The organism is Streptomyces sp. NPDC056169 (assembly GCF_042268445.1).
Classification (GTDB): Bacteria; Actinomycetota; Actinomycetes; order Streptomycetales; family Streptomycetaceae; genus Streptomyces.
Genome location: NZ_JBHJUO010000002.1, coordinates 259,566 through 283,510 on the forward strand (window position 1 = coordinate 259,566; position 23,945 = coordinate 283,510).

Here is a 23,945-nt window from a genome sequence, read left to right on the forward strand (position 1 = left end):
GTACAGGGGTGCGTGTGAGCAGAGTGATCGACGGCCGCTTCGAGCTGGTGGAGCGACTGGGCGGCGGCGGCATGGGAACGGTCTGGCGCGCCCGCGACCTGGCCCTCCACCGTGACGTGGCCCTCAAGGAGGTACGCCCGCCGGATCCCGCGCTGGCCGAGTACGACGTCGAGGGCGCCAGGACCCTGCGGGCGCGGGTGCTCCGCGAGGCCCGGGCGCTGGCCCGGATCGACCATCCGGGCGTGGTGACCATCCACCACATCGTCGACGCGGGCGAGGGAACGTACCCCTGGCTCGTGATGGAGCTGGTCACCGGCGGTTCCCTCCAGGACCGCCTCGACCGGGGCCCGATGACACCCACCGAGGCCGCCGTCCTCGGCCACCGCCTGCTCGACGCCCTGACGGCCGCCCACGACCGGGACATCGAGCACCGTGACGTGAAGCCCGCAAACGTCCTGCTGCGGCCCGACGGGCGGCCGGTGCTCACCGACTTCGGCATCGCCGCGATCCGGGAGTCCACCGTCCTCACGGCCTCGGGTTCGATCATCGGCTCGCCCGACTACATGGCACCCGAGCGGATCCGCGGCCGCTCCAGCGGCCCCGCCGCGGACCTGTGGTCCCTGGGCATGCTGCTGTACGTGGCGGTGGAGGGCCACCACCCGCTGCGCCGGGAGAACACCCTGGCGACGCTGGCGGCCGTGCTCTCCGACGACGTGCCACCGCCCCTGCGGGCCGGCGGACTCACCGACGTCCTGACCCGGCTGCTCGTCCGGGATCCGGCGACCCGCCCGGACACGGCGGAACTCGACCGCGCCCTGGCGGCCGCCGCGACCGGCTCGGAACCGGCGGACGCGAAGCCCGCCGACCGCCGGGAGGAGGCGGGCGCCGAGGCCGTCGAGGAGCGGGGGCGCGAGGTCGGCGAGCGGGCTGCGGCAGGGGAAAGGGAAGGGGAAGGGGGAGAGAGGGCCGGTGACAGGACGGAGACCTCGTTCCGGCTCGCGCCGCCGGCATCGCCCGCGTCTCCGGCATCGCACTCGTCGCCGTCATCTCCCTCGTCCGCGCGTCCCGCGACGGAACCTTCCGTTCCCGCACCCTCACCGGCCTCGGCTGCCTCGGCGGCGCGCGCCGGTGGTGGGCGCCGGAGGGGGCGTGTCGGCCGGTTCCTCGGCAGCGCCGTCGTCGTGGTGCTCGCCGTCGGCATCCCCGTCGGGGCCATGACCTGGGACTGGCGGCCCGGCGAGGCGGGCGACGGCCCCACCACCGCGCCGCCCTCGCAGCAGGGCCCCGCCGCACAGCGCCCCGGCTCGTCGAAGACGGCGACTGCGACTCCGACTTCGGGCAAGACCACGGCGCCGAAGGAGCTCGATCTGCTCACGCCCGCCGGGATCAAGTCCGCCGTCGCCGCGGTCCACGCCGCCACGGACGGTGCGAAGGTCACCAGTTTCGTCGTGTACCCGGAGTACGCGGTGGCCCAGTCGCTGGTCAAGGGCAGTACGAAGCGCTACGACCGGTACGTCTACCGGGGCGAGGACGTGGCCGTCCGCGAGGGCCCTGGCGGCACCTCCTTCCCCGGCGCGGTCCCGACCGACCTGGACGCCTTCGACTGGGACGCCCTGCCGGCGCTCCTGAAGCGCGCGGACAAGGACCTGGGCATCGACCGGCCCACCAGCCGGTATCTCATCGTCACCCCGGGCTCGACGATGCTCGGGAGCGGGCCCGGCCTGAGCGTCTACCTGTCCGACACGTACGGCGTGGGCTACATCAACGCCGACACGAAGGGCCGGGTGACCTCCACTCATCCCCGCGAGAACTGACCTCCGCCCACCCCGGTCCTGACGACCAGGGAGGCGAGACCCGCCCGGGTCTCCACACCCGTCTTGCGGTAGACCCGGGCGACGTGGCTCTCGACCGTGCGGGGGCTCAGACAGAGCCGGTCGGCCACCGCCTGGTTGGTCAGCCCTTCGGCGACGAGCACCGATATCTCGCGCTCGCGCGGGGTGAGCACGGAGAGGCGTCCGCCGAGGACGCCGCCGTCCGGTGGGGCCGGTCTGGTCCGGTCCGCCAGGTCGACCAGCATGCGGGCGCCGCCGTCGGCGGCCAGGCGGCGGCCCCTGCGCCACAGCGCGGCGGCCCGTGCGCCGTCGCCCGCGGCCTGTACGTGCGGGGTGGCGAGGAGCAGGCTGTGGGCCTCGCGGAGCCCGGCCCCGGAGCGGGCGCTCTCCCGCGCGGCCTCGGTGAAGGCCTCGGCGGCGGCCGCGGATTCGCCTCGGTGGGCCAGCACCCGCCCCCACGCGCGCTGGGCGGCCCCTCGCTGGACGGGCAGTCCGAGCCGCTGCGCCTCCGTCAGGGCGCGCCGGGCCACGCGCTCGGCTTCCGCCGGGTCTCCGGCCGCGAGGGCCGCCCCGGCGAGGAGTTCGAGATAGCCCGGGCGCAGGGAGGGCTGGAGCCGGGAGAGGTCCCGGTCGCCGCCCGCCCGCAGGAGCGCCCCGCGCACCCGGTGCGGGTCCTGGCCGAGCGGGACGCTGTGGGCGAGCATGCAGCGGGCCTGCGTGGCCCACCAGCCCTGGGCGGTGCCCACGGTGGCCGCCGCCTCCTCCGCGGCGGCCAGTCCCTCGGGGTCGCCGAGGGGCCGGGCGTGGAGGAGGACGGTGGCGCGGATCGCCCGGCTGAAGCCGAGGAGTTCGGCGCCGCCCAGGGTGCGGGCGACGGCGAGGGACTCCTCGGCCAGGTCGAGGGCGGCACCGACCCTGCCGGTGACGAAGTGGACGTACGCCGAGCAGAGGAGCAGCTGCGAGAGCGCGAAGGGCCGTCCGGCGCGGCGGGCGACGGCGATGCCCCGCGCGGTGTGACGCTCGGCCGTCGCGTACTCCTCCAGGAAGGCCTCGGTCCAGCTCAGCCGCACCAGCGACTCGACGTGGTCGGCCAGTTCGCCGTCCGTGAAGGCGTCGGTGAGCGCTGCGGCCTCCGTCGCACGGGCGCGGGCGGTGGTGGTCGCGCCCTCGTAGGCCTCGCCGAGGGCGGAGAGCGTCAGGGCCTCCGCCGTGTCCGCCTCGTCGCGGCGGAGCCGGGCCTCGTCGAGGGTCCGGTCGACCTCGGCGCGGACCTCGGGGTAGCGGGTGGCGAAGAGGGCCCGGGCGCCCCACTCGACGACGAGTCCGGTCCGCAGGCCCGCCCGGGGGCCGGGGCTGCGCTCCAGCTCGCGGCGGAGCAGCGCGTCCGCCTCGGGGTAGCGGCCGAGGTGGCGCTCCATGAAGGCGCACAGGAGCACGGCGGAGGTCCGGATCGCGGCGGTGTCCTGGTGGTGGCCGCCGGGAGTGCCGCCCAGGGTGTCATCGGCGGTGGCGGTGGCGGGGACGGCACCCGCGGCATGGCCGGAGCCGGGATCCGGGACGGGACGGAGGGCGAAGCCAGGGACCGGAAGGGAGGCGGAGACCGGGGCGGGGGCAGGGGTGGAATCGGGAGCGACACGGGGGCCGGGAAGGGTGACCGGCCCGGAAGCGGGCCCCGGACCGGATTCCGGGGCGGTGTCCGGACGGCATGTGTCGATCAGTCGGTGGAGGAGGTCCCGGCTCTCCGCGACGCGTCCGGCGGAGCCGAGCGCATGGGCTCGGCGGAGCGTCAGTTCGTGCCGGTGGGCGAGGTGTTCGGCGGTGTCGGGGAGGTGGTCGAGGGCGGCCGCGAGCCAGTGGGCGGCGCGGGCGGGGTCGACGGTCCCGGTCCGCTCGGCGGCTTCGACGAGTACGGCCGCAGTTCCGGCGTCCGGGCCGGTCGCCGCGCCCACGAGGTGCGGGGCTCGCGCGGTCGCGGGTGCGCCGGCGCGGGCCAGTGCGGCCGCCGCCCGCCGGTGCAGCTCGCGGCGGCGCCACGGGTCGAGCGCGGCCCGGACCAGTTCCGGGACGGCTGGGTGGCGGGGGCCGAGGGTACGGCCGTCCTCCTCGGGGCGGACGAGGTCGCGGCGGGTGAGCGCGCGCAGGGCGACGTCGATCGCCTCGTGACCGTCCCCGACCTCCCCGACCTCCTCGCCTCCCCCATCTCTCCCGTCTCCCCCGTCTCCCCCGTCGGCGGTGCGGGCCGGGGACGCCACGGCCGCGACCAGTTCGGTCGTGGCACGGCCGTCGAGCACGGCGATCGCCTCGACGACCGCCCGCTCCACCGGGCCGAGCGGTGTCAGTTCGTCGAGGAGCACCGCGACGGGTCCGGTGCCGGGCGCCCCGCCGTGCCGGGTGCGCGTGCGGGTGTGGGCGAGCGCGCGGAAGTAGAGCGGGTTGCCGCCGCTGGCCGCGTGGAGCTCCCCGACCGTGTCCTGCGGCACCCCCGGGGCCAGGCCCGCGGCGCAGTCGTCCGGGGCCAGCGGTCCGAGGTCCAGCCGGGCGAGGGCGCCGGAGTCGGTGGCCCGGGCCAGGGAGGAGGCGAGGGCGGGCGGCGTCTGGCGCTCGCGGCGGGCCACGACGACCAGGACGGGGGCGCGCAGCGGGTGCCGGAGGAGATGGTCGACGAGGGCGACGGTGGCCGGGTCCGCCCGGTGGAGGTCGTCGAGGAGGAGCACGAGCCCGGGCGCGGGCACCCGGCCCAGCGCCGCGCCGATCCGCCGCACGCGCTCGCCGTGTCCCTGTCCGCCCGGCCCTGTCCCGGCCATCACCTCGCCCGGCAGCCCGTCACGGGCGTCACGGGCGTCACGGGCGTCACGGGCGTCACGGGCGTCAACGGCGTCATGGACGTCATGGATGTCATGGACGTCGTGCTCGACGAGGCGGGCGAGTTCCGCCAGGGCCGGGGTGGTGGCGCGCTCCCGGTGGTCGAGGTCGGCGAACGCGTCCACGACGGCCTGGAAGGCCGTGCCGCCGTCCCCTTCCCCATCCCCTTCGGCAGTTCCGGCCCTGCCGCTCAGGACGGTCGTTCCGCGCGCCCTGGCCCGTATCGCGAACTCGGTCAGGAGCCGGGTCTTGCCGATGCCCGGTTCGCCCGTGACGTCCACGGCCACCGGGCCCGCGCCCTCCGTGCGGCGGCCCAGCAGCCCGTCCAGCCGGTTCAGTTCCCGGGCACGCCCGACGAGGGGCGCGCGGTCGGCGCACCCCTGGTCCGCGAAAGTGTCCACGTATCAATCCCCCTCGTGCGGTCGCACGTCGGTCGCGCGGTCGTGCGGCCCTGCTCTTTTCCCCGCTCTCAGTTGTACGGCACGCCACCGACAGGCCCGTCGGCCGGAGGCCCCACCAGGTGCCGTCAGTCGAGGGCGAGCGCCTTGAAGGCGCGGGTCTGCTCGGTGACGGCCCGCTCGGTGGGCAGCCGTTCGATCGACGAGGCCCCGAAGAAGCCGACGACGCCGGTGGTGTGCTCCAGGACGTAGCGCGCGTCCTCCGGCTCCGCGATGGGCCCGCCGTGGCAGAGGACCAGGACGTCGGGGTTCACGCGCTTTGCCGCGTCGTGCATCTCCTGGACCGCCGCGGCCGCCTGGTCGAGCGTCAGGGCCGTGCCCGCGCCGATGGCGCCCTTGGTGGTGAGCCCGACGTGGGGCACGAGGACGTCGGCGCCCGCCGCCGCCATGGCGGCCGCCTGCTCCGGATCGAAGACGTACGGGGCGGTGAGCAGGTCCCGCTCGTGGGCGGCCCGGACCATGTCGACCTCCAGGCCGTACCCCATGCCGGTCTCCTCCAGGTTGACGCGGAAGGTGCCGTCGTACAGGCCGACCGTGGGGAAGTTCTGGACGCCGGCGAAGCCCGTGGCCTTCAGCTCGTCCAGGAAGACGTCCATGCGGCGGAACGGGTCGGTGCCGCAGACCCCGGCGAGGACGGGGGTGTCGCGGACCACGGGCAGCACCTCGCGGGCCATGTCCTGGACGATCGCGTTGGCGTCCCCGTACGGCAGGAGTCCGGCGAGCGACCCACGGCCCGCCATCCGGTAGCGGCCCGAGTTGTAGATGATCAGCAGGTCGACCCCGCCGGCCTCGGCGCACTTGGCGGAGAGTCCGGTGCCCGCCCCGGCGCCGACGATCGGCCGGCCGGCGGCGACCTGGGCCCGCAGCCGGGCGAGGACGTCCTGACGGCTGACGATGGATCCGGTGTTCACGGTGGTGGCTCCTCGGTGTGTGGGTGGCCCGGTCCGGGGGCCGTTCGGTGACCCGGTCGTTCAGTGGCCCGGCCCGCGGGTGTTCTCCGCGATCAGCTGGTGGAGGCGGTCGGCCATCGCGACCGCGAAGGAGGCGTCGTTGACGTGGGCGTCGAGTTCGTGGACGCGGACCTCGCCGCCCCGGACGGCCGCGCGCAGGGCGTCGAGACCGGCCCGGTCGGCCTCGGGGTCGTCGAAGGGGCCGTCGGCCGTGTCCACGGCGGAGATGCCGCGCAGCGGCCAGAAGACCTCGGCGGGACCGCGCGCCGTGCGGAGCTTGCGGCCCATCGAAGTGCCGAGTTCGGCCATTTCGGCGGCGGTGGTGCGCATGAGGGTCACGGTCGCGTTGTGGACGAGCAGCCGGCGGCCGGTGAACCGTTCCGGCACGGTCGCGGCCGGGCCGAAGTTGACCATGTCGAGGGCTCCGGGGGCGACGACCTGCGGGATGCCCATGGCCCCGGCGGCGGTGAGCCGGGCGGGGCCCGCGCTGAGCACGCCGCCGACCAGCTCGTCGGCGAGCTCGGTGGTCGTCAGGTCGAGTACGCCGTCGAGCATGCCGTCCCGCGCCAGCTTCTCGACGGCCCGGCCGCCCGCGCCGGTGGCGTGGAAGACGAGGACCTCGTAGCCCAGTTCGGCGAGCCGGGCGCGGGCCGCGTCGACGGCGGGGGTCGTCACGCCGAACATGGTGGCGGCGACGACCGGGCGCCCCCGGCCGGCGGGCTCGTCGTGGTTGCGCTCGTGCCGGCGGGCCATTCCGGCGGCGGCCGCGGCGGCGTTGCCGAGGACCTGGCAGGAGACGGCGTTGAGGCCGGAGATGTCGACGACGCTGTACATCATGGTGAGGTCGCTGCTGTCGACGTACGGGGAGACGTCCCCGCCGGCCATGGTGCTGACGAGCACCTTGGGTACGCCGATGGGCAGGGCCCGCATCGCCTGGGCGGCGATCGCGGAGCCGCCGCTGCCGGCCGCGGCGAGCACGGCGTGCAGCTTGCCCTTGCGGTAGAGGTCGAGGACGACGCGCGCGAGGCCGTGCGCCATCGCGGCGACGGCGGCGCCCCGGTCGCCCGCGGCCCGCAGCCTGGCGAGGTCGTGGCCCCCGGCGCGCGCGACGACGTCGGCGGAGACGTCGGGCACGGGCGCGTGCGCGGGTGGCGGCAGGACACCGGTGTCGACGAGGAGGACGTCGCTGCCGTACTCCCTGAGCCGCTCCCGCAGCCAGGCGTACTCCTCCCCCTTCGTGTCCAGCGTCCCGACCAGCACGACGGTCGCCATGCCTCCACCTTTCTCCCGGTCCCGCGTCCGGTACCGCGGTCCGGTCCCGTTCTCGTCGATCCTCCGTCGCGCCACCTGCGGCGACAACGACCACTCCGGGCGTATTGGCCTGCGTCGTGGCGCACTATGGGAGCCATGGCCAGGATTGCTTCGACCCGTTTGTCCCGACTTCTCACCGGCTGGTCCTCGGAGGGACCGGGGCCCCTGCCACGCCGACTGGCGGACGCGCTGCGGGAGCTGGCCGAGCGCGGCGACGTACCGGCGGGGACCGTGCTGCCCTCGCAGCGCGAACTGGCGCTCGTCCTGGCCGTCAGCCGGTCCACGGTCACCTCCGCGTACGGCCTCCTGGAGGCCGAGGGGTGGCTGGAGAGCGTGCGCGGCAGCGGCTCGCGGCTGCGGGGCTCGGGGGCGCTCGACCGGTACGTCGCCGAGGGCCGGCTCGTGAGCTTCGACGCCCGTACGGGCACGGGCACGGCGGACGTCGCGGACCTGTCGAGCGGGGCGCTCCCGGGGCTCGGCGCGGTCGGCGAGGCGGTGGGGGCACTGACCTCCGGCGACCTCGGCGGGCTGCTCGTGGCCGACGGCTACCACCCGTACGGCATCCCGGCGTTGCGGGAGGGCATCGCCGCGTACTACCGGGCGGCCGGCGTGCCGACGGAGGCCGCGGAGATCCTGGTGACCGCGGGGTCGCAGCAGGCGGTGTGGCTCGTGGCGCAGGCGCTGGTGGAGCCGGGCGACACGGTCGTCGTGGAGGACCCGACGTACCGGGGTGCCCTGGAGGCGCTGCGGGCGCGGGGCGCCCGGCTGGTACCGGTCGGCACGGAGGGCGCCGACGGGGGCGACGGTTCCGGTGCGGCGGCGGTGCGGCGGCTGAGCGCCCACGGCAGGCCCCGGCTGGTGTACCTCCAGCCGACCGTGCACAACCCGACGGGGCGGACGCTGGACGGCGCGGCGCGCCGGGAGTGGCGGCGGGTCCTTGAGGACCTGGAGCTGTTCACGGTCGAGGACACGGCCTGTGCGGAACTCGCCCTCGGGGACGGGGACGAGGACGAGGGCGGCACCGTCGGGCGCGGCGGCGGGGACAACGGCGGGCACGGCAGCGGGGACAGAGGCCGAGACGGATACGGGGAGTCGGCCGGGGCCGGCGCTCCGGCGCCTCTGGTGGCCGGGCTCCCCATGGCGTCGACGGTGACCGTGGGCACGCTCTCGAAGCTCTTCTGGGGCGGTCTGCGGGTGGGTTGGGTGCGCTCCTCCCCCCAGGTGGTGGCCCGGCTCGCGAAGATCAAGACCTCGGTCGACCTGTCCTGCTCGGTCATGGACCAGCTGGTGGCCGTCCGGCTCCTCGACCGGCTGCCCGAGGCCCGGGCCCGGCGCAGGGCCGAGCTGCGGGCCCAGCGGGACACGGCCGAGGCGCTGCTGCGCTCCGGGGCTCCGCACTGGGAGTGGACCCGGCCGGCGGGCGGCGCCGCCCTCTGGGTGCGCGTCCCGGGCACCGACACCGAGACCCTCGCCCAGCTGGCGCGGCGCCGTGGCGTCTCGGTCGTCCCTGGCTCGGCCTTCTCCCCGGTGGACGGCTTCCGGGACCGGCTCCGACTGCCGTACGCCCACGGGACGGCGGCCTTGGCGGCGGCCCTTCCCACGCTCCTGGAGTGCGCGGAGCGCGCGGCGGCGGGGTGACGCCTGGCCAGAACTGGCCACGCGCCCGGGCCCGGGAGGCGTCCTTCTGTCAACTCGGGCAGGTCGCCCCCGTGCCCAGAGGTCTCGATCAGGCCAGGTCGCGGCGGCTCTCCACGGGCGGACCACGGCACCGGAGGGGTGCGGACGGCCGGATTCCACTGCTCGTCACTCAAACGGAACAGATGATGCACAGGTCGTCATACCCCCAGGTCGCAGTGATCCCAGCGCCCCTGTACACGCCCTGTTGAAGGTGATCTTCCGCGAGCACGCTGAACACCGGGAACGGTGAGCGGCGAGCGGGGGGTGGCCCGGTTGGACACAGGCAGGGGCGGAGACGTCGGCGGGGACAGGGCCGGCGAAGGAGGCGGCACAGGAGCCGGCGGAGGAGCAGGCGAAGGAGGCGGCACAACGGCCGGCGACGAGGGCCCGGCCGGCGACGTGGACGTGTGCGTGGTCGGGGCGGGTCCCGTCGGCCTCACCCTGGCCATCGGCCTGCGCCGGCTCGGGCTCCGCGTCCGGATCGTCGACAAGGCGCCCGCGACCAAGCGCGAGGCCCGGGCCCTGGTGCTGTGGGCGCGGGCCAGGGAGGCGCTCGACGCCCTGGGCGTCGGCGAGACGCTTCTGCGTCACGGGGTGGAGCTGGAGGCCGTGACCGTCCGTGCCCGCGACCGGGTTCTCGGCGAACTCGTCACCGGCTGGGCGCGGTCGGCCCACGCCCGGCCCCTCAACATCGAGCAGCACGACATCGAGCGCCTCCTCTCCGAGGAGCTGGCCCGGCTCGGCACCCGCGTCGAGTGGAACACGGAGCTGACGGACGTCAAGGTGCACGACGACCGGGCCGAGTTCACCCTGCGGCACGGGGACGGCACGGTGGAATCCGCGGTCGCCCCGTGGATCGTCGGCTGCGAGGGCACCGCCAGCGTGGTCAGGGACCGGCTCGGCATCCCCTTCGAGGGGCGCCGCCGCACGGGCCTCCAGGTCGTCCAGGGCAACGCCCACCCGACGTGGCGGCTGGGCGAGGAGCCGGGCCGGGGCCACATCTTCCTGGCCCCGCACCGCTCCCTGCTCGTCTTCCCGCTGCCCGGCGGGGGCTTCCGCTTCTTCTGCTTCCGCGACGACCCCGATCCCACGCTGACCACCGCACCCACCATGGGCGAACTCCGGGACCTGGTCGCGGAGACCGCCCGAATGCCCGGTCTGCGCCTGGAGGCCACCGAGCACCTCTGGCTCAACCGGGCCCGTTTCAGCGACCGGGTCGCCGCCCGGCTCCGCTCGGGGCGCGGGCTGCTCGCCGGGGACGCGGCGCACGCCTGGGCGCCGGTCGGGGGCCACGGCATGAACGTCGGCATCCTCGGCGCCCACAACCTCGCCTGGAAGCTGGCCGCCGTGCACCACGGGCAGGCGGGCGCGGAACTCCTCGACACGTACAGCGACGAACAACGGCTGCTCGCCCTGCGGTACATCCGCGAGATGCGGTTCAACTTCATGGAGCTGCCGCTCCCGCCGCTCGGCCACCGGGCGTTCACGGCCACCGTGCCCGCGGCCCTCGCCCGGCGCGGCTTCCAGCGCCGGCTGGACCTGCGGCTGAGCGACCTGGGCCGGAACCACGGGGACAGCGCGCTGTCCCGGCACCGGCCCGGCCGCCGCCACCGCGGCGGGCCGCGCGCGGGCGACCGGATGCCGGACATCGCCCTCACCGGCGGCGCCGCCGGTGAGGGCACGGGGACCGGGCCGGGGGGCCGGACGGGGTCCTGTGTCCAGGCCACCCAGGGCGTCCAGGCCGTCCGGGGCGTCCAGGGCCTCGCGGTCGTCCGGCTGCACGCCCTGCTCGGGTACGAGCGGTGGACGCTGGTCCTGCACGCCGCCCGGGCCGACGTGCTCGACGCCCTGTGGGAGGCCTGCGAAGGGTTCCCGGCCCCGATCCGCGTCCTCCCGGTGACGCCCTGGGACGGCGCCGAGGCCCGGCGGCTCGGTCACCCCGACGACCTGCGACTGGTCCGGCCCGACGGGTACGTCGGTCTGGTCGCCCCGCTGGCCCGTACCGCTCTGCTCCGCTCCTACCTCGTGGCGCTCGCCGCCGGGGGCCGGACACCCGTCCGGCAGTCGGAGGAGCACCACCCGCACCGTGCGCACTGATTCGAGGGGGAGTCGGACCGTCATGCAGACCTCAACCGCCACGCAGACCGCTGCCGTCACGCAGACCACAGCCGTCACGCAGGCCACCGCCGTCACGCAGGCCACCGCCGTCACGCAGGCCGCAACCGCCGCGCAGGCCACCGCCGCCACGCAGGTCACAGCCGTCACACGGCCCAGCCCCGTGCAGAAGCTCCTGCCCCGCGCCCGCCGCCGAGCCCGCGCCAACAGCACCGTCAGTGTCGTGGGCGCGGGGATGGCAGGGCTGGTCGCCGCGTACGAGCTGGAGCGGCTCGGGTTCCGCGTCGAGGTCATCGAGGGCAGCCGCAGGCTGGGGGGCCGCGTCCACACCCACCGGTTCGGCGCCTCCGAAGGAGCCCCTTTCGTGGAGCTCGGTGCCATGCGCATCCCGACCGCGCACCACCGCACGATGCACTACGTCGAGCACCTCGGTCTCGCCGACCAGGTCCGCCCGTTCACGACCCTGCTGTCCGAGGAGAACGCCTACCTGGCGACCAGCACCGGCCACGTCCGGCTGCGGGACGCGCCCCGTGCGCTGATCGCCGACGTCCGCGCCTCGCTGCCGGGTGCCGACTACCGCGAGGAGACCCTGGTGTTCGGCGCGTGGCTCGCGGCCGTGGTCGACGCGGTCGCCCCGCCGGGGCTCCGGGCGGGGCTCCGCGCCGATCTCGCCCGCAACCTCCTCGACCTCGTCGAGGAGGTCGACGTGTCGCCGCATCTCCTCGGCCACGCCAAGGACCGGATCGACGTGCACGGTCTCTTCGCCGCGCACCCGGGGATCCGGGCCGGCTGCGGCACCCGCCTGAACAGTTTCCTCGACGACATCCTCACGGAGACCAGTCCCGAACTGGTGCGGCTCGCCTGCGGCATGGACCAGCTCGTGCAGCGGCTCGCCGCCCGGGTGCGCGGTCCCATCTGGCTCGGGCAGCGGGTGTCCGGCTTCGAGGTGGCCGCCGACCACGTCCTCGTACGGATCGGGGAAGGGCCCGGCGCGACCGTGCGGCGCTGCGACTACGTGCTGTGCACCGTGCCGTTCTCCGTGCTGCGGGGCCTCACCCTGACCGGCTTCGACGAGGACAAGCTCGCGGTCGTACGGGAGGTGGACTACTGCCCGGCGACGAAGGTGGCGGTGCACTGCCGCGAGCCGTTCTGGGAGCGCGAGGGGATCCGGGGCGGCGCCTCCTTCAGCGGGGGCCGCATCCGCCAGACGTACTATCCGCCGTCGGCCGCCGACGGGGCCGGGGCCGACGGAACCCGGGCCGACGGGAGCGGGGCCGACGGGGCCGCGGACCCGGCCCAGGGCGCGGCCCTGCTCGCCAGCTACACGATCGGCGAGGACGCCGACCACCTCGGCCGGATGCCTCCCCCGCTGCGGCACCGGACGGTCGTCGAGGAGCTGGGCCGGCTGCATCCGCAGCTGCTGCGGCGCGGGATGGTGCGGGGCGTCGCCAGCCTCGCCTGGGGCGAGCATCCGTGGACGGAGGGCGGTTGCACCATCCGCTGGGGCCAGGACGCCGCCGCCTGCGAGGAGCAGCGGAGGCGTGCGGTGCGGCCGCAGCGCCGGATGTTCTTCGCCGGGGAGCACTGCGCGACCGAGCCCGCGTGGATCGAGGGCGCGGTCGAGTCGGCCCTGGAGGCCGTGGACCTGATCGCCCGGCACGCGCCGGGCCGGGGCGTGGCGCCGCGGGCCGGACTGGAGGCGGCATGAGCGTCTTCGACCTTCCCCGGCTGCACTTCGGCGGCACCGCCGTGACGCGGCTGCCCACCGGGCCGCACGGCGGTCTCGTGGACCTCGCGCGCAACACGGCCCTGCGGGGTGCGGGCAGCGGGTCCGCGCGCCCGTCGGCCGTGGGCCCGTTCGGGGAGGACGGGCCCGCCGAGGCCTACCACGCGCACCTGGCGGAGCACGGCGCGCGCGGCGGGCACTTCTCCGGGAACGGCCATCTCGTCCTGGACGCCCGGGTGACCGGGGTGGAGCGCGCGGACGGCGCCGTGGAGACGGCCGATCCGGTCGTCGGGCGGGCCGTTGACCTGTGGGGGCACTACAACCCGTATCTCGGCACGACGGTGAACCGGGCCCGGGTCTTCGACGTCGATCCCGCCTCCGCGTGGACGACGACGCTGATGGGCGGCCGGTTCGCGTTCGGGCGCGAGGGGCGCTCGCACGACGCGGGCTATCTCTGCGCCGGGGACGTGAGCGGGTTCATGGCGCCCCGGTGGCACGGTTTCACACCGGTGCGCCGCACGCTCCACCAGTTCGCGATCGGAGCCGGGGAGGGGCTCGACTGGCCGGCCGGGGCGACGGACTCCCCCGCCGTCCGCGCCCTGCGGGCCGCCGTGGAGGAGTGCGAAGGCGGCGGAATCCTCGTCCAGTTCGTCCTGGAACAGCCGGCCGCGCCCCCGGGAGACGGACGGGAGCCGGAGGACGGGCGGGAGCCGGAAGGCGGACGGGAGCCGGGGAGTGGAAGCGAGCCGGGTGACGCGCCGGGCGTGTGGCGGCTGCGGGGCACCGTCGCGCCCTGGCGCCCGGACGAGCCGCGCTCGCACCCGGCGGGACGGCTGCTCGTCCCGTACGGGCGGGAATCCCGCGCCGACAGGACCCCGGGGCCGTGCACCGTGCGGCTCTCCCCGGACTCCGTGGCGTTCAACTGGCCCTTCGCGCACCGCCTCGACGCCACCGGTGCGGCGGTACGGGGCGGGGGCCCCGCCCTGGAGCTGCGGACCGCCCGCTCGGACCTGCCCGTCGCCGTGCTGCCGGCCGGAGCACCCGAAGGAGGCGAGGTGGTGACCGTACCGGTCGGATCGGCGGAAGGGGTCCGGCGGGCCGCGGAGGAAGGACTCGTCCTGGTGCGCCCGGCGACGGACGGCGGGGGCGCGCGCACGGTGCTGCTGCGGGAGCGCGAGGCCGTCGTCCTCACCGACGAGGCCTGCCTGATCCTGGAGCATCCCGACCCCGAGCGCGGTGAGGAGCACGCGGTGGAGGTGCCGGTGCGGACCTTCGTGCGGGGTGTTCCGGCCGCGCTCGACGAGGTCGTCGTCCGCCAGTTCGCCAACCCCCGGGCCCTCCCGCTGGATCCGGTGGCCTCGGCCCCGACGGCCCGCTGCGGGGACGTCGGGATCGTACGGCTGCGGGCCGGCCGGACCGCCGCGGAGAAGCCGCCCGCCGGGGAAGAAGACGGAGGAGACAGCGGAGGAGACCGCGGAGGAGACGCCGGAGAGGACGGAGCCTCCTGGTGCGGATTCGCCACGGACGCCCACGGGCGCGGCTGGTTCACCGTGTCCGGGGCGCGCGCCGGCACGGCGCGGCTGCTGCTCGCGGCCGGTCCCGAGGAGCTGCCGCCCCACGATCCGGCGGCCCCGGGCTCCGCCGCGGCCTGCTACGACCACGAGGACGCCCTCGGCTTCTGGCCCTGGGCGGGCTCCGCCGCCGTCCGGGTCCTGCCCGACGACTGGCGGCTGGACGCGGTCCTCCAGCAGGACGTGACCTTCGAGCTGCTGCACCGCGAGGTGTTCGCGTACTACGAGCAGCTGTTCCCGTTCATGCGCGACGAGGTGTTCAGTCTGGCGGACCGCTGCAAGGTGGAGACGTACGCGAAGCTCATCTGGCAGATGTGCGACCCGGCGAACAAGGACCGGACGTACTACATGCCACCGACCCGTGACCTGTCCCTGCCCAAGGCACGGCTGCTCCTGAAGTACCTGCGCGCGCAGAGCACGGCGGCGGCCGTGCCGCCGGCCGCCGTCCCCTCACCGGTCCGTTCGCATCCGCAGATCACCACCCGGGCCCAGCTGCGGTCGGCGCTCCAGCAGGCCGTCACGGTGGAGCTCGCCACCTCGCTCCAGTACCTCTACGCCGGGTACTCGGTGCCCACGCACGGCACCGGGTTCGAGTACGTCCGCAGTGGGGTGTGGACCCCGCGCCAGCTGCGGCTGGCCTGCGGGGACGGCGGGGAGAGCCTGGCCAAGGGCGTCAGGGACAGCCTCTTCGACGTGGCCCGGGAGGAGATGATGCACTTCCTCGTCGTCAACAACATCCTGATGGCGATGGGCGAGCCGTTCCACGTCCCGGAGATCGACTTCGGCACACCTGGCAGGCTGCCGCCGCCGCTGGACTTCGCGCTCGAACCGCTGCACCTGGGCAGCCTCCAGCGGTTCATCGCCATCGAGCGGCCCGAGCGGCTCGCGGGCGGGACGGGCCCCGGTAACGAGCCCGGGCCCGGGCCCTTCGGCTCGCCGAGCGAGCTGTACGCGGGCATCCGGGAGGGCCTGACCCGGGTCCCCGACCTCTTCCCGGTCGACCGGGGGCGCGGCGGCGGCGAGCACCACCTCTTCATCGGCGGCGCGGTCAACGCCGTGCACCCGGACTACCAGTTGGAGGTGGACGACCTGTCGAGCGCGCTCTTCGCCGTCGACTTCGTGACCGAGCAGGGCGAGGGCGGCGTCCTCGACACGGAGAAGGACGGCTCCGAGTCCCACCACGACACGTTCGTACGCCTTGCCGAACTGCTCATGACGGAGCGCGCCGACGGGCCGCACGGGCAGGGGGCGCCCTGGCACCCGGCGTACCCGTCGCTGCGCAATCCGACGCTCGACGCCGGGCACCCCGGGCGGGCGGCGGTCCGCGATCCGCACGCACGGCAGGTCATGCGGCTCTTCAACCGCTGCTACTTCATGATGCTCCAACTGATCGTGCAGCACTTCGGGGAGAGCCCGGACGCGAGCCTGCGCCGCTCGAAGCTGATGAACGCCGCCATCGACGTGATGACGGGGATGATGCGCCCGCTCGCCGAGCAGCTGATGCCGCTGGAGTCGGGCTGGCGGGGGCGGACGGCCGGCCCCTCCTTCGAACTGGAGGAGCCGCCCGCGTACATCGCGCGCCCCGACGTGGCCCGGCGCGGGTTCGCGATGCGCTTCCGGCACCTCGCGGCGATGGCCCGGGAGTGCGAGGGGGTGCCGGAGCGGGTGCCGGAGCTCATGGCCTGGTACGCGGAGCGCTTCGCACACGAGGGGAGGAGCTGAGACCGTGTCGGACAGCCGGATGACCCGCCAGAGGGTCGAGGAGACCGAGGTACTGATCGTGGGCGGCGGGCCCGTGGGGCTCGCGCTCGCCCTCGATCTCACCCACCGGGGCGTGGACTTCGTCCTGGTCGAAGCCGGGGACGGCCGGGTCGCGCACCCGAAGGTCTCCACCGTCGGCCCGCGCGCCATGGAGATGTTCCGGCGCTGGGGCGTCGCGGACGCGATCCGGGACGCCGGCTGGCCGGCGGACCACACCCTGGACATCGCGTGGGTGACGGCCGTCGGCGGGTACGAGCTGCACCGGCTGCGGCTCGGCACGGCCGGGAACCGGCCCCCGCCCTCGTACACGCCGGAGCCCGAGTCGATCTGCCCGCAGCACTGGCTGGTGCCTCTGCTCACCGCCCGCCTGGGGGTCCGGCCGGCGGGACCGGTCCGGCTCGGCACGCGCCTGGTGGAGTTCGCCCGGAGGCCCGACCGGGTCAGGGCGGCGCTCCTGGACGGGTCGGGAGTACGGACGACGGTGCACGCCCGGTATCTGGTGGGCTGCGACGGGGCCTCCTCCCCCGTGCGCAAGGCCTGCGGGATCGACGCGCCCGAGCGGCACCGGACCCGCACCCTGCGCAACATCCTCTTCCGGGCCCCCGGGCTCGGTGCCCGGCTCGGGCCGGGCGCGGCGCTCGTCCACTTCGTCACGGAGCCCGGCGGGCTGCGCTATCCGCTGCGGGCGATGGACGGCCGGGGGCTGTACCGGCTGACGTGTCCGGCCGGGCCCGCCGACGCCGAGCGGGTCGTGCGGCGGGCGATGGCGCTGGACGTGCCGGTGGAGGTGGTGTCGGACACCACCTGGCACCTGACGCACCGGGTGGCCTCGCGGTACCGCGACGGCCGGGTCTTCCTCGCCGGGGACGCGGCGCACACGCTGTCGCCCTCGGGCGGGCTCGGTCTCGCGACGGGCGTGGGCGACGCCGCCGACCTGGGGTGGAAGCTGGCGGCGGAGCTGGCGGGCTGGGCGGGAGCGGGGCTGCTCGACACATACGAGAGCGAACGGCGGCCGGTCGCCGTCGGCAGCCTGGAGGAGAGCCACCGCAACCTGCGCCGGACCGTCGACCGGCGGCTCTCCGCGGCGCTGCGCGACGGAACGGAGGAGGGCGAGCGGGCCCGCGCCGCACTGGGCCGGGAGATCGCGGACTCCGATCCGTTCAGGGAATTCGACGCGCCCGACCTGCACTTCGCGTACCGGTACGCCTCGCGGGCGATCGCGGACGAGAAGGGCGGGACGGGTCCGGCGCGCGACGAGGAAGGATCCGACGGGCGCGACGGGCCGGTCTGGAACCGTACGACGCTTCCCGGGGTACGGGCTCCCCACGCGTGGCTCGGACCGGGCCGGTCGACGCTCGACCTGTTCGGCGGGGAGTTCGTCCTGCTCTGCTTCGGGGATGGCGGGGATGAAAGGGTCGGCGGGCACGGCGGGGACGGCTGCGGTACTCCCGACGGTCTCGTCCGCGCCTTCGCCGATCGCCGGGTCCCGCTCCGCGTACGGCACTGCCGCGACCCTGAAGTGGCGCGGCGGTACGAGCGGCCGTTCGTCCTGGTGCGCCCTGACGGGCACGTGGCGTGGCGCGGGGCCGCCCTGCCGGCCGATCCGCTGCGGGTCGCGGATCTGGTGCGCGGGGCGGGCGGATGAGCGGGCGCACGGGCGGGATCCGTACGGGCGCGGGCGGGCCGCCGGAGCCCCCGGAGCCCTTCGACCCGGCGCGGCTCGACCTGGCCGACCCGTACCCGGTCTACCGGCGCTACCGGGAGACGGACCCGGTGCACGCCGTACGCGGCGCTCCGGACGGGCACGGCGGGGCGGCGCCCACGACCTGGTACCTCTTCGGGCACGCCGAGGTGGCGCACGTACTGGCAGGGCGGAGCTTCGCCAGGACGTCCCCGCTGACGGCGCGCTCGGCGCCGGTGCCGGACGGATACGTCACGCTGCGGCGGGTCGTCGAGAACTGGCTCGTCTTCCTCGACCCGCCCCGGCACACGCGGTTACGGGCGCGGGTGACGCCGCCGCTCGGGGCCGCAGCGGTGGCGGCGATGCGTCCGCGCGTACGGAAGATCGCGGAGGAACTCGTCGCGCCGCTCGCGCGGCGGCCGGTGGTGGAGCTCGTCGAAGGCTTCGCCGCTCCGTACCCCCTGCTGGTCATCGGCGGGCTGCTCGGGGTGGAGGCCGAGCGGTGGCCGTGGTTCCGCGAGCAGGCGCTGGCGTTGCAGCAGGCGGGCGGGACCCGGGGCGACCGGACGCCGGCCTCGCTGGACGGGGCCGAGCGGGCGGCGGCGGAGCTGGACGGGTACTTCCACCGGGAGCTGGAGGCCCGGCGCGGCGAGGACCGCGGGGATCTCCTCTCGGCGCTGGCGCGGGCGGGGACCGAGGACCCGTCCCTGAGCGGGTCGGAGCTGGCGGCGACCTGTACGCACCTGCTGACCGCCGGGCACGAGACGACGACGGGACTGATCGGCAAGGCCGTGCTCGCGCTGCTGGCGCGCCCGGAGGTGGGGAACGAACTCCGGGCCGATCCGGGGCTGTTGCCGAACGCCGTGGACGAGTTCCTGCGCCACGACCCGCCGGTGCAGATGGTGACGCGGTGGGCGCACCGGGACACGGAACTGGCGGGCCGGACCGTCCGCCGGGGCGACCGCCTCCAGTTGGTCCTGGGCTCGGCCCACCGGGACCCGGACCGCTTCCCGGACCCCGAGGTCCTCGACATCCACCGCGACAGCGGCCGCCACTGCGCCTTCGGCCTGGGCATCCACTACTGCGCGGGGGCGGCGCTCGCGCGCGCGGAGGCCGAGATCGGTCTCGGCGTCCTCCTCGACCGGCTTCCGGCGCTCGCGCCCGGAGCCCGGCCGGGGGTCGAGGTGGAGTACGCCCCCGACTGGGTGTTCCACGGCCCGTCCCGCCTGACCCTGTCCTGACCCCACTGACCCGACCCCACTGACCCCACTGACCCCACTGACCCCCGGGAACTCCCTCACCCCTCTCCTCGTTATACCCCCCACGGGTATAACGAGGAGGCTCCGTGACCACGAGAAGACTGACCGCACTCACCCCCGAGCAAGCGCCGGGCCACGCGGGCGAGTTACTGACCGACATCGTCGAACGGCACGGTTCGGTCGGCGAGATGGTGTCGACCATGGCGCATTCGCCGGCGCTGCTCGACGGCTACCTGAGCCTGTCCCGGGCCATGAAGCGGGTGAAGATCCCCCGCGCCCTCAGCGAGAAGCTGTCGCTCGCCGTGCAGGAGTGGATCGGCTGCGGCACCTGCCGCGAGGCCCACGTCTCGGCCGGGCGCGCGGCGGGGCTGAGCGAGACCGACATCACCCTGGCCCGCCAGGGCACGTCGACCGATCCGCGCGAGGCCGCGCTCATCGGCCTCGCGCTCCGGGTCCTCGCCGAGCCGGGCTCCCTGTCCGACGACGACGTCGCCGAGGTACGGACGCACGGCTGGAGCGACCGGGTGATCGCGGAGGTCGTCGGGGTGGTCACGCTCAACCTGCTGACCGGGGCCTTCAATCTGCTCGCGGGCATCCAGCCTGATCCGGCGGCGGAGGTGGAGGCGAAGCCCGGGGAGTGAGCCCTACGGGGTGGCGGACCGGGTGACGGGCGGGCCCGACCGGAGGTCGGCGAGCAGTTCCGCCTGTCCCGCGAGGACGCCGGACAGGATCGAGCGTGCCACCAGCAGCAGTTCCGCCACCTGCGGGCTGGTCAGCGTGTAGTACACGGCCACGCCCTCGCGCCGGGCGACGACGAGGTTCGCCCGGCGCAGCACGGCCAACTGCTGGGAGAGGTACGCCGCTTCGACGCCGGTGTCGCGCAGCATCTCGGAGACCGCGTGTTCGCGTTCGCTGAGCAGCTCCAGGACACGGATCCGGACGGGGTGTCCCAGCGTTTTGAAGAACTCCGCCTTCAACTGGTAGAGCGGAGGCGTCATCGCACCCACCCCGCCGTCGCGCGTCGCACCAGCACGTTGCACCATGCCCCCATCCTCGCGCCTTCCCGGACGCGCGATCTACCGATCCGCGGAGTCGGGCCGTACGGAATGCCGGGCCGGGCCTGCTCGCTCGGGCTGCTCCCCGGACCTACTCGGTCGGCCAGGCGTCGCTGCGCCAGGCGCGCTGTTCCGCGCCCGCGTCGAGGTGGGCGGCGAACGCCGCGTCCAGGTCGCAGTGGACCGGGATGGCCGGGCCTTCGCCGGCGGGGGCGAGGGAGCCGTCGGCGGGGATCGCGGCGAGTTCCAGGCTCCGGCCCGCGGCCCGGAGCCGGTGGGCCGCCTCGGTGACGGCGAGCTGCCCGCCCGCGGACCAGCCGCGGAGCCGGCTCAGGTCGAGGACGACGGGGCCCGTACCGCGCGCCACCGCCCAGCCCACGGCCCCGGTGAATCGCCCGAGGGCATCGCCGCCGAGGAACCCGGCCAGGGACAGCACGCCCAGCTCCTGCTGGACCGTGTAACGCCATTCGATGGTCATGCGCGTCGTCTTCCCTGTCGTACGGCGGCGGTGGTGACGGGGCGTGGGGGCGTGGGGCCGGACCAGGATGTAACGAATTGCAGGATTGTGCAATCGTCCGTCTCACAGAGCGGATAGGACGGCGGACGGCCCGCCGCGGGCCGCCCTGTTCCTACGGTTCGCGGAGGTCGGGAGCGCCGCCCGGGGCCGTGAAGATGACGTCGGCGGCGGGCACGGTGACCTCCGCGTCGCTCCCGAGGGCGTACGCCGCGACCCGGGAGACCGTCGCGGCCGGTACGGCTTCGCTGACACCCGGGACCGCCGGGCAGTCCTGGGTCGCGTGGGCGTCGTACGGCACGACGACGCGGTAGCCTCGCGCCAGGGCCGTACGGGCGGTCGCCTGTACGCACATCTCGGACATCACGCCGCAGACGGCGACGGACCGGACGCCCGCGTCGGTGAGCACGCCGCCCAGCGGGGTCTCGTGGAAGCCGTCGTCCCGGGGCTTGCGGATCACGAACTCCCGGGGGCCCGGCTCGACGGGATGGTGGAGCTCCCAGCCCGGTGTGTGGGGCTCGTCCTCCGCTCCGGGCTGCCCGTCGTTCTGAAGGTGGACGACGAGCGCGCCGTCCCTCCGCGCCCGGGCGATCAGGTCCGTCGTCCGGTCGACGAGCCGGCCGGCCGCGGGCACGGCCCCGTCACCGACGACGAAGGCGGACTGCACGTCCACGACGATCAGGGCGTCCACGGGCTGCGTGTGCTGGGTCATCCGGCCATGATCGCGCCCACGGGCTCCGCGGCTCCACAAGATTTCGGCCGACCGCGGGCCTGATCCTGGCGCCGGGATCCGGCGCCAGGGACGCGTACGTCACCGGCCCGGCCTGACGCGTGACCACCACGGTCCACGGCCGGAGTCGGATCCCCCTTCTCCGCCGGCGTTCGCCTGCGCCAGGAGACGGCGGCCCGAGACTCCGGTCGCGAGCAGGCCGGTGACGAGGGCGAGGAGCGAGATGCCGGGGCCCGACGTCCAGTCGACGGACCGGGCGTGGACGGCGAGGACGACGGCGGTCGCGAGGGCCACCGCCGGGACGGCCGTGAGGGCGGGGCGGATACGGGCCAGGTCGTCCTCGACGAGGGAGCCGAGGACGCCGACGCCGAGCGCCAGGGCCCACACGCCGAGGCCCTGCGCGTCGGCGCGGTTCACCGTCCACGGCACGAGGGGCCCCCAGAAGGCGGGAAAGGCCAGCAGGCCCGCGCCGATGCCGAGCCATCCGGAGCCGAGGACCGCGAGCAGCGGCTTCGACCAGCCGGGCAGCGGTGCGACGCGCGGGCGCTCGGCCCCGGCCGGCGGGGCGGGTCTGCGGTACTGCGCGGCGAGGCACACGACTGCGGCGAGCGCGAGCAGCCCGAGGGTGGCGACCCAGCCGAGGCTGAACAGGGCGAGGAACAGCGGGCCGCCGTGGACGGCCTGGAGGGAGCCGCCGTTGAGCAGGCTCACCGCGAAGAGGCCGACGAGGACGATCACGAGCGGCAGGACGAGGGTCCGCGCCTCCTCCCAGACGCGGGCCCGGCCGAGCGTGAACAGCGCGGGCGCGACCCCCGCCATGGCGGCCCCGAGGAGACCGGGGCTGAGCGCCGCCGGGGACACCCAGGCGCCCGCGACGTGGCCGGCCAGGCTCGTGACGGCGAGCAGGGCGCCCACGGTGAGGCTGATGCCGCCCACGACGCCGCTCAGGATCACCACGGCGGGCGAGAGTTCCCTGCCGTCGACCGCCGGGCCGGCGACCGGGGCGGCGACCGGGGCGGCGGCCGCGCCCGCACCGTGACCGTGGACCTCCGGCGCATCCGCGGTGCCCATCAGTGGTCACCTTCCTTCGTGGCAGTGGCAGTGGCGACGGCAGGGGCGGTGGCGGCCGCGACGGACAGCGCGTCCGGGGCCTCCTCCGCACGTCCGGACGGCGGCGGCGGCGGCGGCGGCGGCGGCATGAACGCCCGCTGCCGCTTGAGGAGTTCACGGGCGTACAGCACGCGCAGGCTCACCACGGTGACGGCCGCGTAGGCGAGCATGCCGCAGCCGATGCCGACGCCCGCGATCAGGGCCGTGAGCCGGTCGAGGCCCATGGTCCGCTCCAGTACGGGCACCGCCACCGCCGAGAACGCGGGGGCCAGGCACAGCGCCGCCAGGTGCAGGCGCCACTCCTCCCGCGCCCAGTGCGCGCCCCGCGCGCCCGCGCGTGCCGCCCGCACCGCGATGACGCCGTACGTGACGGCGTACGGCACGGCGTAGGCGAGGAGCAGTCGGCGCCCGCCGGCCCCCTGGTCGAGGAAGGCGACCGTGATCCAGGCCAGTCCGGCGGCGCCCGCGAGGTGGACGGCGACCAGGACCGGCCGCGGGCACCACGTTCCGGTCAGACCGGGGACGGTGCCGCGCCGGTCGAGCGCGCGGGACGCGAGCAGCGCGCCGAAGGAGACGAGGGACCCGAGGTGCATGATCGCGACGCGGTTGACGTCCTGGAGGGAGAGCCCGGGATAGAGCGCGGGCAGGAACCCCCATTCGAGGCGGAGCAGCGGCGCGGTCATCAGGAAGCCGTAGCAGAGCAGCATCCAGCGCTGATGCAGGTCCGGGAGGCCGCGGACGGCGGCGAGGACGCCGAGGGTCACGCTGCCGACGGTGCCGATCAGGATCGTGGCGAGGACGATCCAGAACGCGGCCCCGCTGAACGCCTGTTCCGGCGGGGTGCGGACGAGGTAGAGGGCGGCGCCGGCCATCGACACGTACACGGTGACGGCGAAGACGGTCCCGGCGATCCGGTGCAGCCGGATCCGTCGCCGTACCGCCGAGAGCAGCTGTACGGGGCCGAGCAGCATCAACAGGCCGCCGAGGACGGAGTGCAGGATCAGCGGGGCGAGGCTGCGGCTGTACGGTCCCATCCGGTCGCGCACGGCCTCGGCCACGAACTCCGGGGAGACGGACCGGCCGAGGAGCCACTCGCCGACGGCGGGTGCCCCGGGGCTGGCGTAGGGCCAGAGTTCGGTCGCCGCGATCGGCGCGTACGCCAGGCAGACGACCGTGATGGCGAGGGCGGCGGCCCTGCCCCGTCTCGTGCTTGTCGGACGCCCCACGGCGGATCCCCCTCCGAACGCGCGATAGTCCTATCTGGACTATGGAGGAAGGTAGAGCGGGGGACGACCGGGGTCAACCGGTCGGTAACAAAGTCGGGCGACAAAGT

16 protein-coding genes are annotated in these 23,945 nt (G+C 75.4%); 8 read left to right on the forward strand and 8 right to left on the reverse strand.

Annotated elements, in window-relative coordinates:
* The first annotated feature begins 14 nt into the window (after positions 1-14).
* Positions 15-1,814 (forward strand): serine/threonine-protein kinase, encoded by a 1,800-nt coding sequence (locus ACFC0G_RS03740; RefSeq protein ID WP_376396659.1) that lies wholly within the window; start codon positions 15-17, stop codon positions 1,812-1,814.
* On the opposite strand, the gene ACFC0G_RS03745 is transcribed toward ACFC0G_RS03740, so the two are convergent.
* From ACFC0G_RS03745 to ACFC0G_RS03755, 3 genes are all read right to left on the reverse strand, one after another.
* Complete coding sequence (locus tag ACFC0G_RS03745; RefSeq protein ID WP_376396662.1) at positions 1,796-5,095, reverse strand: AAA family ATPase; 3,300 nt, start codon at positions 5,093-5,095, stop codon at positions 1,796-1,798. The two genes, ACFC0G_RS03740 and ACFC0G_RS03745, sit on opposite strands and share 19 nt — an antisense overlap.
* A 125-nt stretch (positions 5,096-5,220) precedes the next feature.
* A complete protein-coding gene (locus tag ACFC0G_RS03750) occupies positions 5,221-6,063 on the reverse strand; it encodes a phosphoenolpyruvate hydrolase family protein (protein WP_376396665.1) in 843 nt (280 codons plus the stop codon).
* Positions 6,064-6,123: 60 nt separating this feature from the next.
* Positions 6,124-7,374, reverse strand: coding sequence for a Tm-1-like ATP-binding domain-containing protein (locus ACFC0G_RS03755; RefSeq protein ID WP_376396668.1), 1,251 nt, complete (start codon positions 7,372-7,374; stop codon positions 6,124-6,126).
* Positions 7,375-7,509: 135 nt separating this feature from the next.
* Here ACFC0G_RS03755 and ACFC0G_RS03760 point away from each other — a divergent pair, with 135 nt between their 5' ends.
* The 7 genes from ACFC0G_RS03760 to ACFC0G_RS03790 all read left to right on the forward strand — a co-directional run bounded on the left by ACFC0G_RS03760 (position 7,510) and on the right by ACFC0G_RS03790 (position 19,844).
* Complete coding sequence (locus ACFC0G_RS03760; RefSeq protein WP_376396671.1) at positions 7,510-9,051, forward strand: PLP-dependent aminotransferase family protein; 1,542 nt, start codon at positions 7,510-7,512, stop codon at positions 9,049-9,051.
* A 444-nt stretch (positions 9,052-9,495) separates the two neighbouring features.
* Positions 9,496-11,187: an FAD-dependent monooxygenase gene (locus ACFC0G_RS03765; RefSeq protein ID WP_376397275.1), complete on the forward strand. Its 1,692-nt coding sequence runs from the start codon at positions 9,496-9,498 to the stop codon at positions 11,185-11,187.
* A gap of 22 nt (positions 11,188-11,209) precedes the next feature.
* On the forward strand, positions 11,210-12,913 hold the full coding sequence (locus ACFC0G_RS03770; RefSeq protein ID WP_376396674.1) for a flavin monoamine oxidase family protein: 1,704 nt from the start codon (positions 11,210-11,212) through the stop codon (positions 12,911-12,913).
* Positions 12,910-16,224, forward strand: coding sequence for a ferritin-like domain-containing protein (locus ACFC0G_RS03775; protein ID WP_376396677.1), 3,315 nt, complete (start codon positions 12,910-12,912; stop codon positions 16,222-16,224). The genes ACFC0G_RS03770 and ACFC0G_RS03775 overlap by 4 nt, the downstream gene beginning before the upstream one ends.
* A 4-nt stretch (positions 16,225-16,228) precedes the next feature.
* Positions 16,229-17,908: an FAD-dependent monooxygenase gene (locus ACFC0G_RS03780; RefSeq protein WP_376396680.1), complete on the forward strand. Its 1,680-nt coding sequence runs from the start codon at positions 16,229-16,231 to the stop codon at positions 17,906-17,908.
* A complete protein-coding gene (locus ACFC0G_RS03785; protein ID WP_376396683.1) occupies positions 17,905-19,185 on the forward strand; it encodes a cytochrome P450 in 1,281 nt (426 codons plus the stop codon). Before ACFC0G_RS03780 ends, ACFC0G_RS03785 begins: the two co-directional genes overlap by 4 nt.
* Positions 19,186-19,289: 104 nt before the next feature.
* Entirely contained in the window at positions 19,290-19,844 is a 555-nt protein-coding gene (locus ACFC0G_RS03790; RefSeq protein WP_376396686.1) for a carboxymuconolactone decarboxylase family protein, read from the forward strand.
* A gap of 3 nt (positions 19,845-19,847) precedes the next feature.
* Here ACFC0G_RS03790 and ACFC0G_RS03795 read toward each other — a convergent pair whose 3' ends face one another.
* From ACFC0G_RS03795 to ACFC0G_RS03815, 5 genes are all read right to left on the reverse strand, one after another.
* On the reverse strand, positions 19,848-20,201 hold the full coding sequence (locus ACFC0G_RS03795) for an ArsR/SmtB family transcription factor (protein WP_376397278.1): 354 nt from the start codon (positions 20,199-20,201) through the stop codon (positions 19,848-19,850).
* Between the two features lie 148 nt (positions 20,202-20,349).
* Positions 20,350-20,736 (reverse strand): anti-sigma factor antagonist, encoded by a 387-nt coding sequence (locus ACFC0G_RS03800; protein WP_376396688.1) that lies wholly within the window; start codon positions 20,734-20,736, stop codon positions 20,350-20,352.
* Between the two features lie 151 nt (positions 20,737-20,887).
* The gene (locus ACFC0G_RS03805; RefSeq protein ID WP_376396691.1) at positions 20,888-21,484 is read right to left on the reverse strand and encodes an isochorismatase family protein; all 597 of its coding nucleotides are present in this window, start codon (positions 21,482-21,484) and stop codon (positions 20,888-20,890) included.
* A gap of 99 nt (positions 21,485-21,583) precedes the next feature.
* Positions 21,584-22,573 carry a hypothetical protein gene (locus tag ACFC0G_RS03810; RefSeq protein WP_376396694.1) on the reverse strand — a complete coding sequence of 330 codons (990 nt, stop codon included), beginning with the start codon at positions 22,571-22,573 and terminating at the stop codon, positions 21,584-21,586.
* Positions 22,573-23,838, reverse strand: a complete 1,266-nt coding sequence (locus ACFC0G_RS03815) for a DUF2306 domain-containing protein (protein WP_376396697.1) — start codon at positions 23,836-23,838, stop codon at positions 22,573-22,575. Before ACFC0G_RS03815 ends, ACFC0G_RS03810 begins: the two co-directional genes overlap by 1 nt.
* Positions 23,839-23,945: the final 107 nt, after the last annotated feature.